Source organism: Bacteroides sp. L10-4, assembly GCF_013373675.1.
Lineage (GTDB): Bacteria > Bacteroidota > Bacteroidia > Bacteroidales > Bacteroidaceae > Bacteroides > Bacteroides muris.
The window spans coordinates 1-15695 of the sequence record NZ_JABXJH010000020.1; the positions used below are offsets into that span (position 1 = coordinate 1).

Here is a 15695-nt window from a genome sequence, read left to right on the forward strand (position 1 = left end):
CATAAGCGGCCTTCAATTTGACCGCTAAGCTACGAATTCAAATCCGTTTCATTCTAAAGGACTGCTTAAAAGACTGTATTTCAATAATTTCAAAGACCGATTAGCTAACTTTTATTGGACAGTAGTGTGTTAAAAGCATTATAGACCGATTTTATACGGACTATACAACACGCGATATAATCACTTATAAGAGGGATTATGCTTTGGAGCAGGTCAAGTTCTGCGAGCAGGCATTATCCGAATTTGATAAGGAGGGTAAAATATGATACTTACTACTGATAAGATGGTATTTGTTACCAATCAAGATAATTCAGACGAATACATTGAGAATCTTATAACTGAGTATGGGACTAATCAATATCGCATAAAGATTGACCGTACACTTAGTCCACCATATTATCAATTATTCCACGAATGGAAAGAGGGCAAGCGACAACTTAATAATTGCTTGTTTGCTTCAAGCAAGTTGGAAAAGATTGTGAATTACATAAATCAGAACATTCAATAAGGATAAATTATGAAACAGACAGTAGAAGAAGCAGCAAAACAATAACTTACGTCAAGTTATGCAATAATAGTTGAAGGTGAATTAGCCTATCAGAGACAAGCAATGTTGAATATGTTCAGAAAAGGTGCCGAATGGCAGGCAAAGCAATCCCCGTGGATAAGCGTAGAAATGGCTATTCCGAAAGATGATTCTCCCGGAGTAGTGCAAGTCATAACAGTAGACGGAAAAGAAGGTGAAATGGCGGCTCGTAGAGTGATGTATAATATTTATCCATACATCAAAACTGGATATGTCACACATTGGAGGCCGATACCAGCACTACCGAAAGGAGGCGAAGGATGAAAGCAATAACCATCAAACAGCCATGGGCCAGTCTGATAGTCCACGGCATCAAAGACATCGAGAATCGCACTTGGCCGTGTCCTAAGAAATACTTAGGGCAGAGGGTGCTGATTCATTCAAGCGCCGTCCCCATGGAAATGATTAATCCTAATAGTGTATTTACGAAAAGGCAATGGGATAGCTTTTCACTTGGATTCCAGAGTGAGATTATTTGCGGCAATGGATATGTAAATTCTGCTATCATTGGAAGTGTCGAAATTGTGGATTGTGTTGTGAATCACTCTTCCATCTGGGCAGAGAAAGGAGTTTATAACTGGGTACTGGCTAATCCTATCCTTTACTCCAAACCTATCGAGAACGTGAAAGGGAAACCGTCTTTCTGGGACTATTCCGGTATTAAAGAGGTAAAAATTGAGTGTCCGGAATGTGGCAGTATAGAAATTGCTGTCGAAGATTATACGACAGCTCCGTTTCCGACTTACCTGCATAGGTGTAATAAGTGTGAACATGTGATTATGGAAAGTGAGTGGAATGTAATAAAGTAGGATATGGAATTTGATTGGGGAGGGTTTGTTGTAACAGTTTTGATAATTTGCGTTACTGTATATAATTGTTTAAATAGCTATTGGAAGCATAAGTATAGGGACGAGAACAAAGGTGACTGATAGATACAAAAAAAGGCTATCTATCCCAGACAGCCAATCTTTTTTATTAACCTTAAATCTAATACTATGAAAAACACATTGCAAAGGTACGGATTTGTGGGAGTTATGCAAATTATGAGCCTTTGTTCAGCCATCTTATAACATGGTTTAGCAAGTGGATATATGTGTTAACCATTAACGTAATAGATTTATAAAATTAACAAATAGCCAATGAATAGAAATGAAAATGTCTGGACTGATGCGAAATGTGCAGCCCTTCGAGTTGAGTTCCTTACCAGTCGTGAGGAACTCTTTTTGTATGCAAAAGCCATCTATTCCGCTATGATATGGGGTAGGGAGGTGAACGAGAAAAATCGGGTTATTCAGGAAAAGGATAAGTCTGTTAAATAAAAGAAAGAGCCAACCCACGCACGACCATGAATCAGCTCCTCACACGATTATGATGCAAATATACTATTTACTTTTAAAATAATCGTGTTATGGAGCTGGATTTTAATAAAATCATTCGTCTTAAAAAGATTCGTATCGAGAAATCAGAACTTTCAGAGGAAGAAAATGCCTTGACCGCCCCGATTTTGAAAGACAAAAGCCTTATCCATGAAATCTACAAAATATTCGTTGAGTTGCTGAATGAGAGAGGATGTCCACCGAATATTGACAGTGTAACCCAGCGGAAGAAGTTCATTTTCATTATCCTGTATCTGTTTTCTCCAAGCTCGCTCGCCGGTGGGAAAATGACAGCAGGGTTACGACCTGAATTAGCAAGGGTTCTTGGAGTTCAATCAGAATGTACCATTTCCGACAATTGTGCTGATGTCGTGTTTCTCTATCAGAATTATGGGGACTTTAGTGGAGATATAGAGTATCTTTACACCGAAATCGTAAATCGGTTGAAATTCAAAGGGCTAATCAATTAATGAGCCGGAGTTTAGTGCTCCGGCTTTAAAATTTTATATATTTGCTCTTTGCTTTTTTCTCTAAATTCATTAATCATTGGGGCAATTGTAGTGTATTCTTCGAGCACTTTTTCTGAGATGTTTTCTAAAGCAGTTTTTCTTTCTTCTATTTTTCTTTGTAGTTTCTCTCTCTTTTCTTTTGATGGTGTTTCTGGTTTGATGTCATCTATTTCATTATTTATTTTAATTATTTCATGACATTTTAGTTGCTTTTCGGCTTGTATTTTAAGAAAAGCCAAAATTATCTTATGAAGAATATTGTGGATGTTATCGCTTTTGACAAATAGTCTTAATACTATTTCATCTTGTTGTACATTTTTATATAATTGATTCTGAGCATTAATATAATTATTTATTTGAATTGAATTATTGACATTTGGTATATTTAAAACAGAATCTATCCACATAAACAAGCTTTTGTTAACCTCAATAATAGCCTGACGTTCCATTGAAGTTATGTCAGTTTGCGCATTTGCCAAAATTGCTAATTTATTTTTAAGCTTCTCTGTTTCATTAATAAATTGACTTTCAACGGATTTTATTTCTTTAGTAATTTCACCTATGTCTTCTTTAGTTGCAAGATTCTTTCCTTTTTCCTTGAAGTAAGTGATGATGTATTGCACTAATCCTGCTATAATAGCAAATATTGTAAACTGTAACCAATAAGGCATAGTTATTCTCCTTTCTCTAATTTAATTTTCTTCCCACAATGAGGGCAAGTGATAGTGTTTTCCTCCTTGTCTTCATTCAGCAAATCAGTTATCCCTACACCTAAAGCCTTTGCTATTTCTCCTAACTTCCCAATGGTAGGGTTGCCGGACACAGCGGCATACAGGGCTTGATATGTCACTCCCATTCTTTTAGCAAGGTCTTGCATGGTAATACCCTGCTGTTTGCAGATTTCTTGTACTCTTAGCATGATATTCAAATTATAATTTGACGCAAAGATAGGAATAGTTTTCAAATTATACATAGAATACAGAAGAATAGTATCAAAAAATAATTTGAAAATTTTTCTATCAAAATTTGTTTTATTCAAAATAAAGTTTGATATTTGCAGTGTGACAATCAAAACATAGTTTGAATAATAATTTAAATATATAAGATATGGCAACAAAGAAAATTGATGAGAAGAAAACATTGAAGTATGCGGTAGCATTCTACTTCTGTACATCAGGTAAGATAAACTTCATGTTAGGCAATAAAATGTATCAGCATATAAATACTGTTTATGACCAAAGAGAAGATGGTAGAGGTTTCAATACCTGTGAAGTCGTTTATAATTACAAGGCTCAAAAGTACGAGGTTCTGAATGTAGATACAGAGATAGGCAACAAAGAGATTACGATATTATAAGTTTAACCAGCAGGGTAAAAGCCCTGCGCAATATATAAGATTATGAACGTAAATGAAGTTACAGTAGGTTTGAGATATAGAGTATCAGGTGATTTGTCTAATGGCTGTCATGCAGACGGTACGCCACGCATATCGCACGATGATGTAGTAAGAGTAATCAAACGAATTACAGATACACATGTGATTTTAGAGTGTGGACGTATGTTTATCATTAACGACAATCTCAAAATCGAGAAGTTCTAAGTTTTAATCCGGTAGCCTTCGGGCTACCACAATACACACGATTATGAAAGCGGATTTAGTTTTAGTTATCAGCCCCGAAGCCCCACTGATGAAACAACTGGGCAAGGTATTGGGTAAGTTATGTAGTATGTGCGATTTTACCACCATAGAAAGGGGTGAAAAGTACATCACCATACAGCATGATGAAACAGGGCTTGTAGTGGCTTATACGAGTGAAGAAAGATTGAATGTGAAACATTAAATATTGATTATTATGGGTGAAATAGCAGATAGTTTAATTAATGGTGAATTTGATTGCATCACAGGTGAATATTTAGGTGAAGAAGTTGGCTATCCAAGAACGCACGCTTATGACAGACATGAATACATGCCACCAGTTGAAAAGAAGCCTACCAGCAAGGCGAATGTCTGTATAACTAACATGTGCAAAGACAGAGGATTTAGTAACCGTGCAAAAATTGAGCTTGTAGCCAAATTCTTGTATAGCAAAGGTTACAAACAATTGCCTAACCTATCCCACCAGTATAAAATCATTCACAGCCAGTACAAGAATGATTTTAAAAAGTTTTTGGTTGAACAAGTAAAACAAAGAAAGGATGAATAATATATTCACAATATGCTATTCAGAACTATTGCACTTACACTACCAAATTGAAAGGTAAGAGAGTAAGAATGTACCAATATGACTATCGTACTGAAAGTGGCGAACTGTTTGCTTGTTGTGCGCCTACCTTAGAGGCATGCAGAGAAAGACGGGATAAATGGCTTAGTTCACGACAATAAGCCGATTGTCGTGTATAACGATTGAAGATATTTCGTTATCTTTGGTTGTGGTAGTACCTTTGGGGTACTATCTTTTTTATAGTATAAATTTAAAAATGATAGAATAGTATGAAGATTAATTATAAAGGTCAAGAGATAGAAGCGTATTCGCTTGTAATGAATAGAAACAACGCTTTAGATATTCTGAACGGTAAAAAGTGTATAGAAACTCGTATGCTCAGCTCTAAATATGAGAAAATGTTCACGGACTTCAATCAGATTGAGGAAAATGAAAAATTGAGAAAGGCTGGGCGTGAAGATGAATGTCAGTCTATTTTGAGAACGGATATAGAAGCTATTCATTTTTATAGTACCGGTGCACCGTGGACACTTGATGTAGCAATTGACGAGATAGGTATAGGTGAAGTGACAGAAGAAGGTATTAAGTTCATGCATGATGAATTTGATTTCCATGATTTTGATGAACAATTAAAAGAGTTCAAGAAGAATCCACCGAAAGAGTTGCCATTATTTTACTACTTACATATTTGTGAAATCATAAGCCATTCAGGTTTGAAATAATATAAGCCACTTGGGTGGCTTTGTTTATTTAGTAAAAGGATTGTTTAATTTAAAATTAAAGATTATGCCAGAAACGTATGCAACAGATGCAAGTGGTCAAAAGTATCGTACCCGAAAAGATTATGAAGCCGGACGATTTCAATCTATGGGGCGAAATGCAGCTCAGCGAGCAAGAATTAATCGTAGGGTAGGCGGTAGAGTTGTTTAATGATGGATAAAGCAATAGATATAATTAAAGAAGTTGCTTTAAAGGCTGATAGGGTTATATTGTTTCACTCGGCATCGGGCAAGGACAGTATAGCCCTTTTGGACCTAATATCACCTTATTTCAAAGAGGTCGTTTGCGCCTATATGTATGTTATAAAAGACTTGTCTCATATCAATCGTTATATAAATTATGCTTGCAGTAAATATCCAAACGTGAAGTACATTCAGATACCTCACTTTGCGGTCTATTCATTTAGGCGTATTGGTTACTTAGGATGTATTAAGAACGAGAAGCAGAAACTATACAATATGGCTCAACTTACGGATATTATAAGGGAGAAATATAATATCGAATGGGCCTTCTTTGGATTTAAGCAGTCTGATTCAATGAATAGACGTTTAATGTTACGTACATATAAGTTGAACGGTATTAACGAAGTGCAAAAGAAGTGTTATCCCTTATCTGAATATCGGAACAAAGATGTATTGGAGTACATTAGTCGAAAAGGTCTAATCAAACCCGAATCATATGGAGGAAAACATCAATCATCCGGCACTGACATAACGGATATTAATTACTTGTTATTTCTTCGTTCTAAATATCCATTTGATTTACAAAAAGTTATAAATGAATATCCATTGGTAGAACGGAAATTATTTGAATATGACTATGAAAGAGCTAAAACAAAGTGAAACAAGAATTATAAAACGCTCTCAAATAAATCTTAATCCGATTAACCCTAAAAGGCATTCGGACGAGAAAGTAAAGCTGCAAAAGAAAAATTTGCAGAAAATTGGTTTTCTTGGTGGTATTGTATGGAATGAAAAATCGAGGAATCTGATTGACGGGCATCGAAGGATTAAGGCAATGGACCTGCACTACAAATACGATGGTACATCTAAAACGGATTATGATGTAAAGGTTGAAGTCGTAGCTCTTGACGATAAGGCTGAGAAGGAACAGCTTACATATATGGCTGTAGGAAATACAAAGCCGGATATAGACCTTATAGCTGGCTACATTTCTGATATAGATTATACGAATGTCGGCTTGGACATTGGGGAATTGAATGATATTCTTTCCATAAACACAGAAATGCCATCTCAGTTAGATTTTGTGGATGATTTATTGTCCCCTCTGCCATCATTTGACGAAATTGAAACTCCCTCTGCGGATGAGAAGACTTATGATGAAAAGAAAGAGCACATGAAAGCCATTAAACAGCAAGTAAGAGAATTGTCAATAGAAAGACAGCAAAACGAAGAAGCTTATATTACATTGTCTTTTTCTTCTTACAACGCTAAAGAGGATTTTTGCGATTTGCTTGGTATCAGCACAGATGACAAGTTTGTAAAAGGGGAAGATGTATTAAAATTGATTAAGTGACGAAAGTAACAAATACGCGCGCACGTACACAAGGATATGGCTAAGAAACCTAATATAGAAGATTTTAGAAAGATTCTCCGCAAATCTGGTGGAAATCTGACTAAGGTTGCGGCTACGTTTAAAGTAGCTCGGAAAACTGTATATCAATGGGCGAAAGAAGATGTTGAATTTAAAGATGCTATATCAGATGAGCGCGGGGCGTTGGTTGATGAATGTTTGGTTTCTGCCCGTGTTCTTGCATTGGGTATTCCTGAAAAGGATAAAGATGGAAATTTCGTGGGTTGGCGTGAACGTCCAGACGGCTATATGATTCGTTATTTGCTTTCTACATTAGGGAAAAGCGAAGGTTTTGGGGAAGAATCAGAAGATGCTGATATTCCAACAGACATAGAGCACGGCATCAACATTGATTCCTGGATTAAAGACAAGCTGAAATGATAGTACCTCAAGAAATTTACCATCCATTATATGAGGATAAGGAAAAATTTATAATTCTTATCACCGGTGGGCGTGGTAGCGGAAAGTCTTTCAATGCTTCTACCTTTATTGAGCGGTTGACTTTTGAAATGACTCCCGTAGAGAAGATAGTTCATCAGATTCTTTACACCCGTTACACGATGGTTTCTGCCGGTATGTCTATCATCCCCGAAATGATGGAGAAGATAGATTTGGACGGTACCACGAAATATTTCAAGACCACAAAGACGGACATAGTCAATAAGATGACTAAGAGCCGTATCATGTTCCGGGGTATCAAGACTTCTTCCGGGAACCAGACAGCAAAACTGAAATCCATTCAAGGCATTACGACTTTCGTCTGCGATGAAGCGGAAGAGTGGACAAGCGAAGATGAGTTCGACAAGATAATGCTCTCCATCCGTAAGAAAGGGATTCAGAACCGGATTATCATCATTATGAATCCTTGCGATTCCAATCACTTCATCTACAAGAAATACATTGAGAAAACTCACAAGCTGGTAGAGATTGATGGTGTGCAGGTTCAGATTTCCACTCATCCGAATGTGCTCCACATTCATACGACTTACTTTGATAATTTGGAGAATCTTTCACCGGAGTTTCTAAAAGAGGTAGAGGATATAAAGGTGAGTAATCCTGAAAAGTATGGTCATGTGGTTATCGGCCGGTGGGCTGACGTTGCAGAAGGTGCTGTGTTCAAGAAGTGGGGAATTGTTGACGAGTTCCCGGCTTGGGCAAAGAAAGTTGCTTTCGGGCAAGACTTCGGTTATACGCATGACCCGTCTGCTTCCATTCGTTGTGGTATCGTTGATAACGCCCTTTACTTGGATGAAGTGGATTACCGTACTGGATTGCTTTCTTCTGACATCATCAAGACTCTTCGCCCGTGGGGATTGAAAGTCATTGCCGACAGCGCAGACCCACGTTTGATTCAAGAGATACACAACGGAGGAATCAAGATATATGCCGTAGAGAAAGGTGCAGGCTCTATCAATGCCGGAATTGACAAAATGAAAGATATGGAGATTTATATAACCAAACGCTCGTACAACTTGCAAAGCGAGTTCAGAAAGTATGTTTGGGCAAAGGATAAGGACGGGAGCTATATCAACGAACCGGAAGACCATGATAATCACGGAATAGATGCTGTACGTTACTATGTATTGGGTGAGCTTCTTGGTAAGATTCAGAAGCCGAAAGATTTAACTGGAATATTCACACACTAAAAATATAAGCTATGCCATTGAATTTAGAAGAAATATTAGCATTGCCCGATATCGGGCAGAAGATAAACTACCTGAAGAAAGGTAGGAAGACTGAACTTCCCGACTGTTGTAAACTTTGGGACGATTGGAATCCGGAACGCCATGAAATTATGGTTGACAAAAAGAAGTATCCGGACAGAAAGGTTCTTGAAAAAGAAGCTGAGAAGCACTTCGATGAAAAAACTGGTAAGACTTATGAAATCGAAGCAAAGTATAAGACTGAACCGGTGAACCGTATTTCCATTCCATTGGAACAGGATATAGTGAATATTCAAACTGCTTTCACGGTCGGCACAGAACCGTCTATGGATTGCACTCCGACTGATGATGATGAAAAGAAGCTGCTGGATGCGGTAAAGGCTGTATTTAAATCCAACAAAATCAAATACCAAAACAAGAAGATTGTCCGTGCCTGGCTCTCCGAACAAGAAGCGGCAGAATATTGGTATGTTACCGATGATGATTCGTTTTGGGCAAAGTTTTGGAAGAAAGTTAAGACTACGTTCGGTGGCAAGGTCAAGCCCACCAAGAAACTGAAAAGCGTGTTATGGTCTCCATTCAGAGGTGATAAACTATACCCGTTCTTTAACGATGAAGGTAAAATGATTGCTTTCTCACGTGAGTATAAAAAGAAGCTCATGGATGATTCGGAGGTCACCTGTTTTATGGCTATTACGGACAAAATGGTTTATCAATGGGATTTATCTAAAGGATATGAAGAAAGAACTCCTTTTGCTCATGGATTCCCCAAATTACCGGTTCTCTATGCCTACCGTCCTGAACCTTATTGCAAAAAGATAAAGGCTTTTCGGGTTCGGTTGGAGAAATTATTATCCAATTATGCAGATTGCATCGATTATCATTTCTTCCCTTTATTGAAACTTATCGGTGACGTGGAGGGTTTCATGGGTAAGGTTAAGGATAGAATGGTCAAACTTACAGGTGAAGGTGCGGATGCCCAGTATCTGACGTGGAACCAAGTTCCGGATACGGTACGTTTTGAAGCAGAAACACTCACCAATATGGCTTATGATATGTCAAACACTCCAAGAATATCCTTTGAGACGTTGAAGGGGGTAGGCAAAGCATCAGGAACCGCTTTCCGCTTTATGTTCATGGGTGCACACATGGCGGTAGAAAATCACGGTGAGGTTATCGGCGAGTTTTTACAGCGGAGAGTAAATTTCATTGTTTCCGCTTTAGGCTCTATCAATCCAACCGAGTTTAGCAAGGCATCGCAGACCATTGACATAGAAACAGAACTGGTTCCATATATGATTGATGATTTGAATGATAAGGTGACTACTGCCGTTTCCGCTGTCAGTGGTGGAATTTGGTCAACCCGTGAAGGTATCATGTTTGCCGGGAATGCTGATAGGGTAGAAGAGGAGCTTGCAGAAATCAAGGAGGAGCAAGCGGCAAAGAATGAGCAAATCGGAAATAAGGGACAGAAAAATGCCTCTTAGTCAGAAAAATTATAGGGATTATAATTTTAGTACAAGAAAAATAGAATATTTAGCGGCAACATCAAAGAATTGCCGCTAATTTTTTGCTTGAATAGTTGTAGGTAATTAAATAATTACCTATATTTGTAGGGTAATCAATAGAGAAAGGTATGCCAACGATATTTATTTTATTTGGTTTTCGTTTTATGTTTTACGCTAATGACCATGAGCCTATACATGTTCATGTAATCAAAGGGGATGTAAGTGCTAAATTCACTTTATTTCCAGTTACATTAATCAAAAATAATGGCTTGAAGTCATCTGAACTGAAACTTGTAGAATCAGTTATAGAAGAAAATCAAGAAGTAATAGCAGAGCATTGGAATAAATTTTTTAATAAATCAAAATAAGTGGTTATGGAAAATATCATAGTTGAAAAGGTATGGTTGACTGATACGGAGGTATGGATACGTACCACTGACGGGAAGGAGGCATGTGAGAAGTTTTCAGATTTCCAAAGGCTGAAATGGGCTACTCCTGCGCAGCGCGCAAATTTCACAACGAGCCATGACGGAATACATTGGAGAGAGCTTGATGAAGATTTGAGTTTTGAGGGATTCTTTCGGGAAAGGAAATCTAATCCTCTTTATGATTTATTTATAGCTCATCCTGAATTGAATGCTGCTGCCATAGCACGACGTTTAGGTATTTCTCAGAGTTTGTTTGCTCAATATGTAAGCGGAACAAAGAAGCCGTCTAAGAAACGTTTTGAAGATATTATAGAAACAATACGTTCAGTAGGGCGTGAATTAATGGCTGTACCGGCATAAGTTACAATACTTTATTTAGGCGTGATTCCATTCGGTTTCACGCCTTTTTTATACCATTTTACGACAATCGTTTCATTGTCGTGTATCACCTATCTGATTATTTCTCACCTTCTTTATTAATAACGAAATTTACCGTAGAAATTTATAAATCAAATTCATACGGTATGACAATCTTAGAACAAATCTTGGCAGGGCTGCAACAGAAGTTTACTGGGGTGGACACTGCTATCTTAACCCGAATTGCCACTAAGAAGGCAGAGGGTGTAACGGACGAGACAAAGGTAAACTCCATTGTTGAGGGTATCAGCTTCTCGGACGTGCTAAATTCCTATGGTGATTTCCGTGCCGGGGATGCTTCCAAGACCGCAGTTTCCAACTACGAGAAGAAACATAACCTTAAAGACGGTAAGTCAATTGAGAATCCTAATCCCAATCCTAACCCTAATCCGAAGCTGGAAGATAAGACGGACGACATGGCGGCTATTATTGCTAACGCAGTGAGTGCAGCCGTTAAACCTCTTTCTGATAAGCTCGCTCAATTCGAGACAGAGAAGTTACAAGCTACCCGGCAGGAGCAGATTATGGCAAAGGCAAAGGAGTATGGTATTCCCGAAAACTACGCCAAACGATGCGCCATCAAGGACGATGAGGACTTGGACGCATATTTCAAGGACTTGAAGCAGGAGTTCGCAAATGACGGCTTCAAGGGCGTAACCCCTCCCGAAACGGCAGAAGAGAAGATTGAGAAAGAATCTGAATCTATCGCTAAGATGATTGACGAGGGAACGAAAACTATTGTTGAACAAAACAAGAATTAATTATGTCAGCAGGATTTAAGTATGACTTGGTTCCGCCCGTTGAGCAAGAGGAACGCTACGATGTCCAGACCGGTATTCGTAGACGTGGTCCGTTCAAACTCGACACGCAGAACCTGGTCGTGGGAAGTTTTCTTCCCGGATTTACACCGATTTGTGCGGACTTGAAAAACAAGTTCGCTTATGCGGTAATCAATGTGGAAGTAGTGGAAGCATACGCAACCGGTGATACTGCATTGTCCATTAAGGTAGCCAAGAACTCTTTGGCTTATGTGGGTATGTTTGTCGGAAGTGGCAAGAAAGGTGCAGAAGTAACGGCAATTGATAAGTCTAATGCCGGTTATGATGTATTGACTATCAAGGCTGCTTTTGGTGAGAATATCGCCAAAGATGCCGTATTATTCAATGCGGTTGCAGTTGATGGTTTAAAGCAAAAGCATGTGGCTAATTCGGCTCTGTTTAACCGTACAAAGGTTGAGGACGGAATCACATTGGTTTCATTGCTTCGTACAGCCGCAGAAATTGAACCCTCAAAATTGGTTATGCCGTTCTCCGAGAACGATAAAGCCAACATGAAGGGATGGTTTGAATTTAACGAGTAAGGAGGTAGGATATGTTTTTAACGATTCAAACATTATTCGATGATGCGAATATTGTTTCCGCTATCATCAGACGTGTGAACCAGACACGCAAGGACACAATCTATTGGCAGCAGTATCTTACTTTCCGCAGAGTGACTACTCGTGTGTTCAAGGATTATATCGGTTCTGTAACCGGAGTTATGGCCGGCTCCATCAATTCGCGTTTTGGAGAGAAACCCATCCGTGAACGTCGGAACATCGGTTCCGGATATGGTGAGATTGCCTATTTGGGTGATGCTTATCAGATGTCTATTGACCGTCTTTCCGAATTGCAGGATTTGATTGACAAGTTCAATGCAGCTAAACCGGCAGACCAAAAGGCTGCAATGGAAGAGATTGTAAATTTCCTAGCGGATGATTACCGTCAGATTACCCTTGCTGCTCACAAGCGTATGGATATTATTCTTGGTGCATTGCTTATGACTGGTGAAGCTACAGTTTACAACAAGGATGCCGCAATCACTTCCGGTCAGACCAATAATAAACTGCTGGAGATTACCCTTCCGTTCAACTTTATCAAGCCGACAAGTGGAGATGTGGTTGTGGACGGAAAGAATATGTTCATCTCTTATTTGAGAGAGAAACTCCATTCCTTGGCACCGGACTATGGCGTTTATGCCAAGATGGTTATGACTCGTGCATCTTTCAACAAGTTCGTGCTTGGTTCATCCGAATTTGGTGAACAGTACAAGATGATTCTTGGTACTAATGAGATGAAGTTGAGTACGGGACTGGTTTCCTCTTCTTTGGCTTCCGAAGTGTTCACCGGCATCGGTTTGCCGCGTATTGAAATCAAGGAGGACTACGTGAAAGACCAGACGGGAAAGAATGTGCAGATTTACGCGGATAACCGTATTACTCTGTTACCTTCTGACAACATTGGTTATATGCGCCATCATACCCCGTATGAAGCGACAGACCCAGTACAAGGACGTACTTATATCCCGTCAGAGGGGCAGATGCTTATCTCTAACTACCGTGACAAAAACGGTCGCTACATGGAATATACGGCAGAGTGGATTCCGCAGATTTCCAATCCAGATTTGATAACCAATTTCGATTTGAGCGAAATTGCATCCATCCAATCAGCATAAGGGGGGGGTAGGATATGAAAGTAAAGGTTATATCAGTTTTCCGCGACAAGTTCACCGGAAAGTATTATACTCCCGGTGAAGTGATTGAAGTCGGTGAGGAAGCCCGTGTGCTGGATATGGAAAGCCGCAGACTTGCTGAACGGATTGAGGCAAAAAATACCGAAGTGAAACCCCCTGAAGAAAAGAAGGAGGTGAAAATCTCCCTCTTTGAAAAGGAGTTTGAGAAGAAGGCTTTGGTTGACGCTTTGAAGTCTATCGGTGCGCAGGCTTCCGGCAATATGAAAGAGGAAACTCTTTTGGCTAAGGTTGCAGAACTGGATGAAGAATCAACAGCCAAACTGAAAGAAGCATTAGGTATCGAGTAAAAGGATAGGGTAGTGCTTCTACCCTTCCATTGTCTAATTTTATAAATCAGAAAAGGAATGAAGAATTTTATTTTTGCCATGTGTGGCTTTTTAATGATGTCTTTGGTTTCGTTGAGCGTGCAGGCATCAAGTGTGGAATCTCCTAAGTGTGAATACGTGAATCCATCGGTTGATGTTGGTCTGCCGGATATTCAGTTTATCACTTTGGAAACGATTCCGGCTGATTGTGTTGTACTGACCATGACACCCCCGTCTTCTTGGTTGCAAATAACCCGGCTATGATGTGTTCGATGAAAGAGGAAGCGGCTATTCAAGGGATACGAATTAATGTTCCCAAATGTCCGTTCAGATACATCTATAAATCTAAACATTGTACGCATTATAGCTATACCGCATATAGTAAACTGATTACACCATATTGAATGATAGCAGCCATGAGTAACAAGGAGTTTGTACTAAGCGTATTTGATAAGAGCACCCCGTCTAATCTTGTAGTTGAAAATATACTTTCAAGAACGGGATTGGATGGTGAAGAACCTTTTGCCGAGGAAAATCGGGCAAGATTAGAGGTCGCTTGTGCAAAGCAAATTCCGTGGATGATACAAAATCCATCTTCGGTCAGCGAAAGCGGATTTTCTGTGTCTTGGTCTAATTATGTTGATAGCCTAATGAAATTGTACTCATGGCTGTGCAAACAGTACGGTTTGAAAGACGAACTGAGTAACAAACCTAAAGTGACTTTCTTATGATATTCGCTCCCCACATATTGCAGGTTAAGGTTATCACCCCGATGGATAAGGATGAGTTCGGCAGACCTATTCCCGGCACAGGTGGTGAGAGCTGGCAGGATATATGCAGATGCCGTTGTGATGATGTGAGTGCGGAAAAGAAAGTATCTATCAATGGTGCTTTGTATGATTTCAAGTACAAGGTAGTCTTTGACAAGCCGTCAAAGGTTGAAGCAGGTGCAGAGGTTCGTTGTTTGAATGCCGATGGAAGCATAAGAGGTGAAGGAGTTGCTAAAAGCCCTTTGGAAACAAACTATTTTTCCTATAGAGTAATATGGTTGGAATAGATGCAGACTTTTCGGATGTTGACCAGTTCTTTGAGGACGGAACAAGCGAAGTCGTTGCTGGCATGAAAGAAGAGGGAGAGGCATTTGTTGAAGATGCAAAAGCTACCGGAAACTATCAAGACCACACAAAACATTTGAGAGAATCGAATGATTATGAGGTTAATGAAGATGGCTTAATTCTGAAAAACGAAGCTGATTATGCTTCATTCGTGGAATCCAAAGGATTTGAAGTTGCAGGAAGTGCAGCGATAAGGACAGAAAAAAGATTGAAAGATAGATTTGAACGATGATAGTAACCACCGACATAGGAAACATCCTCTACCGGGACTGCAAGATTTTCGGAATAGACATAGTACCAGCAGGAGAAACGCTGACGGGTGAATTGAAGTCCGAAAGGATTGTCATCCACACGAAGAAACAACAGCCGGGAACTTATTGGAAGAAATCTTTCGCAGAAGTGAATCTATGTGTACCCAATTTAAGCGAGAATGAAGCGAACACAATCCGGCTTAACGAACTTGAAAGAAAGGCTGGCAAGCTGTTTGATGATGTAGTAAGCACCTATGATGGTATGACATATCGTTACTCTATTGATTCTATCGGTACAGAAGCGGACACAGCTTTGAAGTGTCATTATGTGAATGTGAGAATTTTGTTTAATGTATTAAATGTAAAATGAT

At 39.1% G+C, this 15695-nt stretch carries 28 protein-coding genes; 26 read left to right on the forward strand and 2 right to left on the reverse strand.

Going from position 1 to position 15695, the window contains the following annotated elements:
* The first annotated feature begins 371 nt into the window (after positions 1-371).
* From HU824_RS20020 to HU824_RS08335, 5 genes are all read left to right on the forward strand, one after another.
* The gene (locus HU824_RS20020) at positions 372-482 is read left to right on the forward strand and encodes an HNH endonuclease (protein ID WP_118940807.1); all 111 of its coding nucleotides are present in this window, start codon (positions 372-374) and stop codon (positions 480-482) included.
* A 137-nt stretch (positions 483-619) separates the two neighbouring features.
* A complete protein-coding gene (locus tag HU824_RS08320) occupies positions 620-850 on the forward strand; it encodes a hypothetical protein (RefSeq protein ID WP_176468603.1) in 231 nt (76 codons plus the stop codon).
* Positions 847-1395: an ASCH domain-containing protein gene (locus HU824_RS08325; protein ID WP_118940809.1), complete on the forward strand. Its 549-nt coding sequence runs from the start codon at positions 847-849 to the stop codon at positions 1393-1395. The genes HU824_RS08320 and HU824_RS08325 overlap by 4 nt, the downstream gene beginning before the upstream one ends.
* A gap of 330 nt (positions 1396-1725) precedes the next feature.
* Positions 1726-1905, forward strand: a complete 180-nt coding sequence (locus tag HU824_RS08330; RefSeq protein ID WP_118940810.1) for a hypothetical protein — start codon at positions 1726-1728, stop codon at positions 1903-1905.
* An 89-nt stretch (positions 1906-1994) separates the two neighbouring features.
* A complete protein-coding gene (locus HU824_RS08335; RefSeq protein WP_118940811.1) occupies positions 1995-2432 on the forward strand; it encodes a hypothetical protein in 438 nt (145 codons plus the stop codon).
* Positions 2433-2443: 11 nt separating this feature from the next.
* On the opposite strand, the gene HU824_RS08340 is transcribed toward HU824_RS08335, so the two are convergent.
* Both HU824_RS08340 and HU824_RS08345 read right to left on the reverse strand, forming a co-directional pair.
* The gene (locus HU824_RS08340; RefSeq protein WP_118940812.1) at positions 2444-3142 is read right to left on the reverse strand and encodes a hypothetical protein; all 699 of its coding nucleotides are present in this window, start codon (positions 3140-3142) and stop codon (positions 2444-2446) included.
* Positions 3143-3144: 2 nt separating this feature from the next.
* The gene (locus HU824_RS08345; RefSeq protein WP_243635067.1) at positions 3145-3510 is read right to left on the reverse strand and encodes a helix-turn-helix domain-containing protein; all 366 of its coding nucleotides are present in this window, start codon (positions 3508-3510) and stop codon (positions 3145-3147) included.
* A 68-nt stretch (positions 3511-3578) separates the two neighbouring features.
* Here HU824_RS08345 and HU824_RS08350 point away from each other — a divergent pair, with 68 nt between their 5' ends.
* The 21 genes from HU824_RS08350 (at position 3579) to HU824_RS08450 (ending at position 15694) form a co-directional block, all read left to right on the forward strand.
* Positions 3579-3827, forward strand: a complete 249-nt coding sequence (locus HU824_RS08350; protein WP_061412738.1) for a hypothetical protein — start codon at positions 3579-3581, stop codon at positions 3825-3827.
* A 286-nt stretch (positions 3828-4113) separates the two neighbouring features.
* Positions 4114-4311 carry a hypothetical protein gene (locus tag HU824_RS08355; RefSeq protein WP_176468604.1) on the forward strand — a complete coding sequence of 66 codons (198 nt, stop codon included), beginning with the start codon at positions 4114-4116 and terminating at the stop codon, positions 4309-4311.
* A gap of 12 nt (positions 4312-4323) precedes the next feature.
* Entirely contained in the window at positions 4324-4674 is a 351-nt protein-coding gene (locus HU824_RS08360; protein ID WP_176468605.1) for a hypothetical protein, read from the forward strand.
* Entirely contained in the window at positions 4671-4853 is a 183-nt protein-coding gene (locus tag HU824_RS08365) for a DUF3873 family protein (RefSeq protein ID WP_176468613.1), read from the forward strand. Before HU824_RS08360 ends, HU824_RS08365 begins: the two co-directional genes overlap by 4 nt.
* A gap of 108 nt (positions 4854-4961) precedes the next feature.
* Positions 4962-5414, forward strand: a complete 453-nt coding sequence (locus HU824_RS08370; protein ID WP_117880698.1) for a hypothetical protein — start codon at positions 4962-4964, stop codon at positions 5412-5414.
* 207 nt (positions 5415-5621) lie between these two features.
* The gene (locus tag HU824_RS08375) at positions 5622-6314 is read left to right on the forward strand and encodes a phosphoadenosine phosphosulfate reductase family protein (protein WP_229095578.1); all 693 of its coding nucleotides are present in this window, start codon (positions 5622-5624) and stop codon (positions 6312-6314) included.
* A complete protein-coding gene (locus HU824_RS08380; protein WP_117880694.1) occupies positions 6292-7008 on the forward strand; it encodes a ParB N-terminal domain-containing protein in 717 nt (238 codons plus the stop codon). Before HU824_RS08375 ends, HU824_RS08380 begins: the two co-directional genes overlap by 23 nt.
* 36 nt (positions 7009-7044) lie before the next feature.
* Positions 7045-7446: a hypothetical protein gene (locus HU824_RS08385; RefSeq protein ID WP_117880693.1), complete on the forward strand. Its 402-nt coding sequence runs from the start codon at positions 7045-7047 to the stop codon at positions 7444-7446.
* Positions 7443-8711 carry a PBSX family phage terminase large subunit gene (locus tag HU824_RS08390; RefSeq protein WP_176468606.1) on the forward strand — a complete coding sequence of 423 codons (1269 nt, stop codon included), beginning with the start codon at positions 7443-7445 and terminating at the stop codon, positions 8709-8711. Before HU824_RS08385 ends, HU824_RS08390 begins: the two co-directional genes overlap by 4 nt.
* Before the next feature lie 11 nt (positions 8712-8722).
* Entirely contained in the window at positions 8723-10216 is a 1494-nt protein-coding gene (locus tag HU824_RS08395; protein ID WP_136010976.1) for a phage portal protein, read from the forward strand.
* Positions 10217-10365: 149 nt separating this feature from the next.
* On the forward strand, positions 10366-10605 hold the full coding sequence (locus tag HU824_RS08400; RefSeq protein WP_005824559.1) for a DUF4160 domain-containing protein: 240 nt from the start codon (positions 10366-10368) through the stop codon (positions 10603-10605).
* Between the two features lie 6 nt (positions 10606-10611).
* Positions 10612-11025, forward strand: a complete 414-nt coding sequence (locus HU824_RS08405; protein ID WP_005837049.1) for a DUF2442 domain-containing protein — start codon at positions 10612-10614, stop codon at positions 11023-11025.
* 164 nt (positions 11026-11189) lie between these two features.
* Entirely contained in the window at positions 11190-11843 is a 654-nt protein-coding gene (locus HU824_RS08410; protein WP_005837051.1) for a hypothetical protein, read from the forward strand.
* Positions 11844-11845: 2 nt separating this feature from the next.
* Positions 11846-12442 carry a head fiber protein gene (locus HU824_RS08415; protein ID WP_176468607.1) on the forward strand — a complete coding sequence of 199 codons (597 nt, stop codon included), beginning with the start codon at positions 11846-11848 and terminating at the stop codon, positions 12440-12442.
* 11 nt (positions 12443-12453) lie between these two features.
* Positions 12454-13575 (forward strand): hypothetical protein, encoded by a 1122-nt coding sequence (locus HU824_RS08420; RefSeq protein ID WP_176468608.1) that lies wholly within the window; start codon positions 12454-12456, stop codon positions 13573-13575.
* Between the two features lie 14 nt (positions 13576-13589).
* The gene (locus tag HU824_RS08425; RefSeq protein ID WP_118357982.1) at positions 13590-13940 is read left to right on the forward strand and encodes a hypothetical protein; all 351 of its coding nucleotides are present in this window, start codon (positions 13590-13592) and stop codon (positions 13938-13940) included.
* A gap of 57 nt (positions 13941-13997) precedes the next feature.
* Positions 13998-14222: a hypothetical protein gene (locus HU824_RS19730; protein WP_255260488.1), complete on the forward strand. Its 225-nt coding sequence runs from the start codon at positions 13998-14000 to the stop codon at positions 14220-14222.
* A gap of 140 nt (positions 14223-14362) precedes the next feature.
* On the forward strand, positions 14363-14689 hold the full coding sequence (locus HU824_RS08435) for a DUF6706 family protein (protein WP_176468609.1): 327 nt from the start codon (positions 14363-14365) through the stop codon (positions 14687-14689).
* Positions 14686-15015, forward strand: coding sequence for a hypothetical protein (locus HU824_RS08440; RefSeq protein ID WP_005837060.1), 330 nt, complete (start codon positions 14686-14688; stop codon positions 15013-15015). The genes HU824_RS08435 and HU824_RS08440 overlap by 4 nt, the downstream gene beginning before the upstream one ends.
* Positions 15003-15305, forward strand: a complete 303-nt coding sequence (locus HU824_RS08445; RefSeq protein WP_005837061.1) for a hypothetical protein — start codon at positions 15003-15005, stop codon at positions 15303-15305. Before HU824_RS08440 ends, HU824_RS08445 begins: the two co-directional genes overlap by 13 nt.
* Positions 15302-15694 carry a hypothetical protein gene (locus HU824_RS08450; RefSeq protein ID WP_005837063.1) on the forward strand — a complete coding sequence of 131 codons (393 nt, stop codon included), beginning with the start codon at positions 15302-15304 and terminating at the stop codon, positions 15692-15694. Before HU824_RS08445 ends, HU824_RS08450 begins: the two co-directional genes overlap by 4 nt.
* Position 15695: the final 1 nt, after the last annotated feature.

Excerpts from the sequence above, each read along its gene's own strand:
- HU824_RS08370 (WP_117880698.1), top strand. The coding sequence starts at position 4,962 with ATGAAGATTAATTATAAAGGTCAAGAGATAGAAGCGTATTCGCTTGTA.
- HU824_RS08355 (WP_176468604.1), top strand. The coding sequence starts at position 4,114 with ATGAAAGCGGATTTAGTTTTAGTTATCAGCCCCGAAGCCCCACTGATG.
- HU824_RS08405 (WP_005837049.1), top strand. The coding sequence starts at position 10,612 with ATGGAAAATATCATAGTTGAAAAGGTATGGTTGACTGATACGGAGGTA.
- HU824_RS08330 (WP_118940810.1), top strand. The coding sequence starts at position 1,726 with ATGAATAGAAATGAAAATGTCTGGACTGATGCGAAATGTGCAGCCCTT.
- HU824_RS08320 (WP_176468603.1), top strand. The coding sequence starts at position 620 with ATGTTCAGAAAAGGTGCCGAATGGCAGGCAAAGCAATCCCCGTGGATA.
- HU824_RS08325 (WP_118940809.1), top strand. The coding sequence starts at position 847 with ATGAAAGCAATAACCATCAAACAGCCATGGGCCAGTCTGATAGTCCAC.
- HU824_RS08415 (WP_176468607.1), top strand. The coding sequence starts at position 11,846 with ATGTCAGCAGGATTTAAGTATGACTTGGTTCCGCCCGTTGAGCAAGAG.
- HU824_RS08435 (WP_176468609.1), top strand. The coding sequence starts at position 14,363 with ATGATAGCAGCCATGAGTAACAAGGAGTTTGTACTAAGCGTATTTGAT.
- HU824_RS19730 (WP_255260488.1), top strand. The coding sequence starts at position 13,998 with ATGAAGAATTTTATTTTTGCCATGTGTGGCTTTTTAATGATGTCTTTG.
- HU824_RS08385 (WP_117880693.1), top strand. The coding sequence starts at position 7,045 with ATGGCTAAGAAACCTAATATAGAAGATTTTAGAAAGATTCTCCGCAAA.
- HU824_RS08335 (WP_118940811.1), top strand. The coding sequence starts at position 1,995 with ATGGAGCTGGATTTTAATAAAATCATTCGTCTTAAAAAGATTCGTATC.
- HU824_RS08400 (WP_005824559.1), top strand. The coding sequence starts at position 10,366 with ATGCCAACGATATTTATTTTATTTGGTTTTCGTTTTATGTTTTACGCT.
- HU824_RS08380 (WP_117880694.1), top strand. The coding sequence starts at position 6,292 with ATGAAAGAGCTAAAACAAAGTGAAACAAGAATTATAAAACGCTCTCAA.
- HU824_RS08425 (WP_118357982.1), top strand. The coding sequence starts at position 13,590 with ATGAAAGTAAAGGTTATATCAGTTTTCCGCGACAAGTTCACCGGAAAG.
- HU824_RS08440 (WP_005837060.1), top strand. The coding sequence starts at position 14,686 with ATGATATTCGCTCCCCACATATTGCAGGTTAAGGTTATCACCCCGATG.
- HU824_RS08390 (WP_176468606.1), top strand. The coding sequence starts at position 7,443 with ATGATAGTACCTCAAGAAATTTACCATCCATTATATGAGGATAAGGAA.
- HU824_RS08375 (WP_229095578.1), top strand. The coding sequence starts at position 5,622 with ATGATGGATAAAGCAATAGATATAATTAAAGAAGTTGCTTTAAAGGCT.
- HU824_RS08350 (WP_061412738.1), top strand. The coding sequence starts at position 3,579 with ATGGCAACAAAGAAAATTGATGAGAAGAAAACATTGAAGTATGCGGTA.
- HU824_RS08445 (WP_005837061.1), top strand. The coding sequence starts at position 15,003 with ATGGTTGGAATAGATGCAGACTTTTCGGATGTTGACCAGTTCTTTGAG.
- HU824_RS08340 (WP_118940812.1), bottom strand. The coding sequence starts at position 3,142 with ATGCCTTATTGGTTACAGTTTACAATATTTGCTATTATAGCAGGATTA.
- HU824_RS08420 (WP_176468608.1), top strand. The coding sequence starts at position 12,454 with ATGTTTTTAACGATTCAAACATTATTCGATGATGCGAATATTGTTTCC.
- HU824_RS08395 (WP_136010976.1), top strand. The coding sequence starts at position 8,723 with ATGCCATTGAATTTAGAAGAAATATTAGCATTGCCCGATATCGGGCAG.
- HU824_RS08410 (WP_005837051.1), top strand. The coding sequence starts at position 11,190 with ATGACAATCTTAGAACAAATCTTGGCAGGGCTGCAACAGAAGTTTACT.
- HU824_RS08360 (WP_176468605.1), top strand. The coding sequence starts at position 4,324 with ATGGGTGAAATAGCAGATAGTTTAATTAATGGTGAATTTGATTGCATC.
- HU824_RS08450 (WP_005837063.1), top strand. The coding sequence starts at position 15,302 with ATGATAGTAACCACCGACATAGGAAACATCCTCTACCGGGACTGCAAG.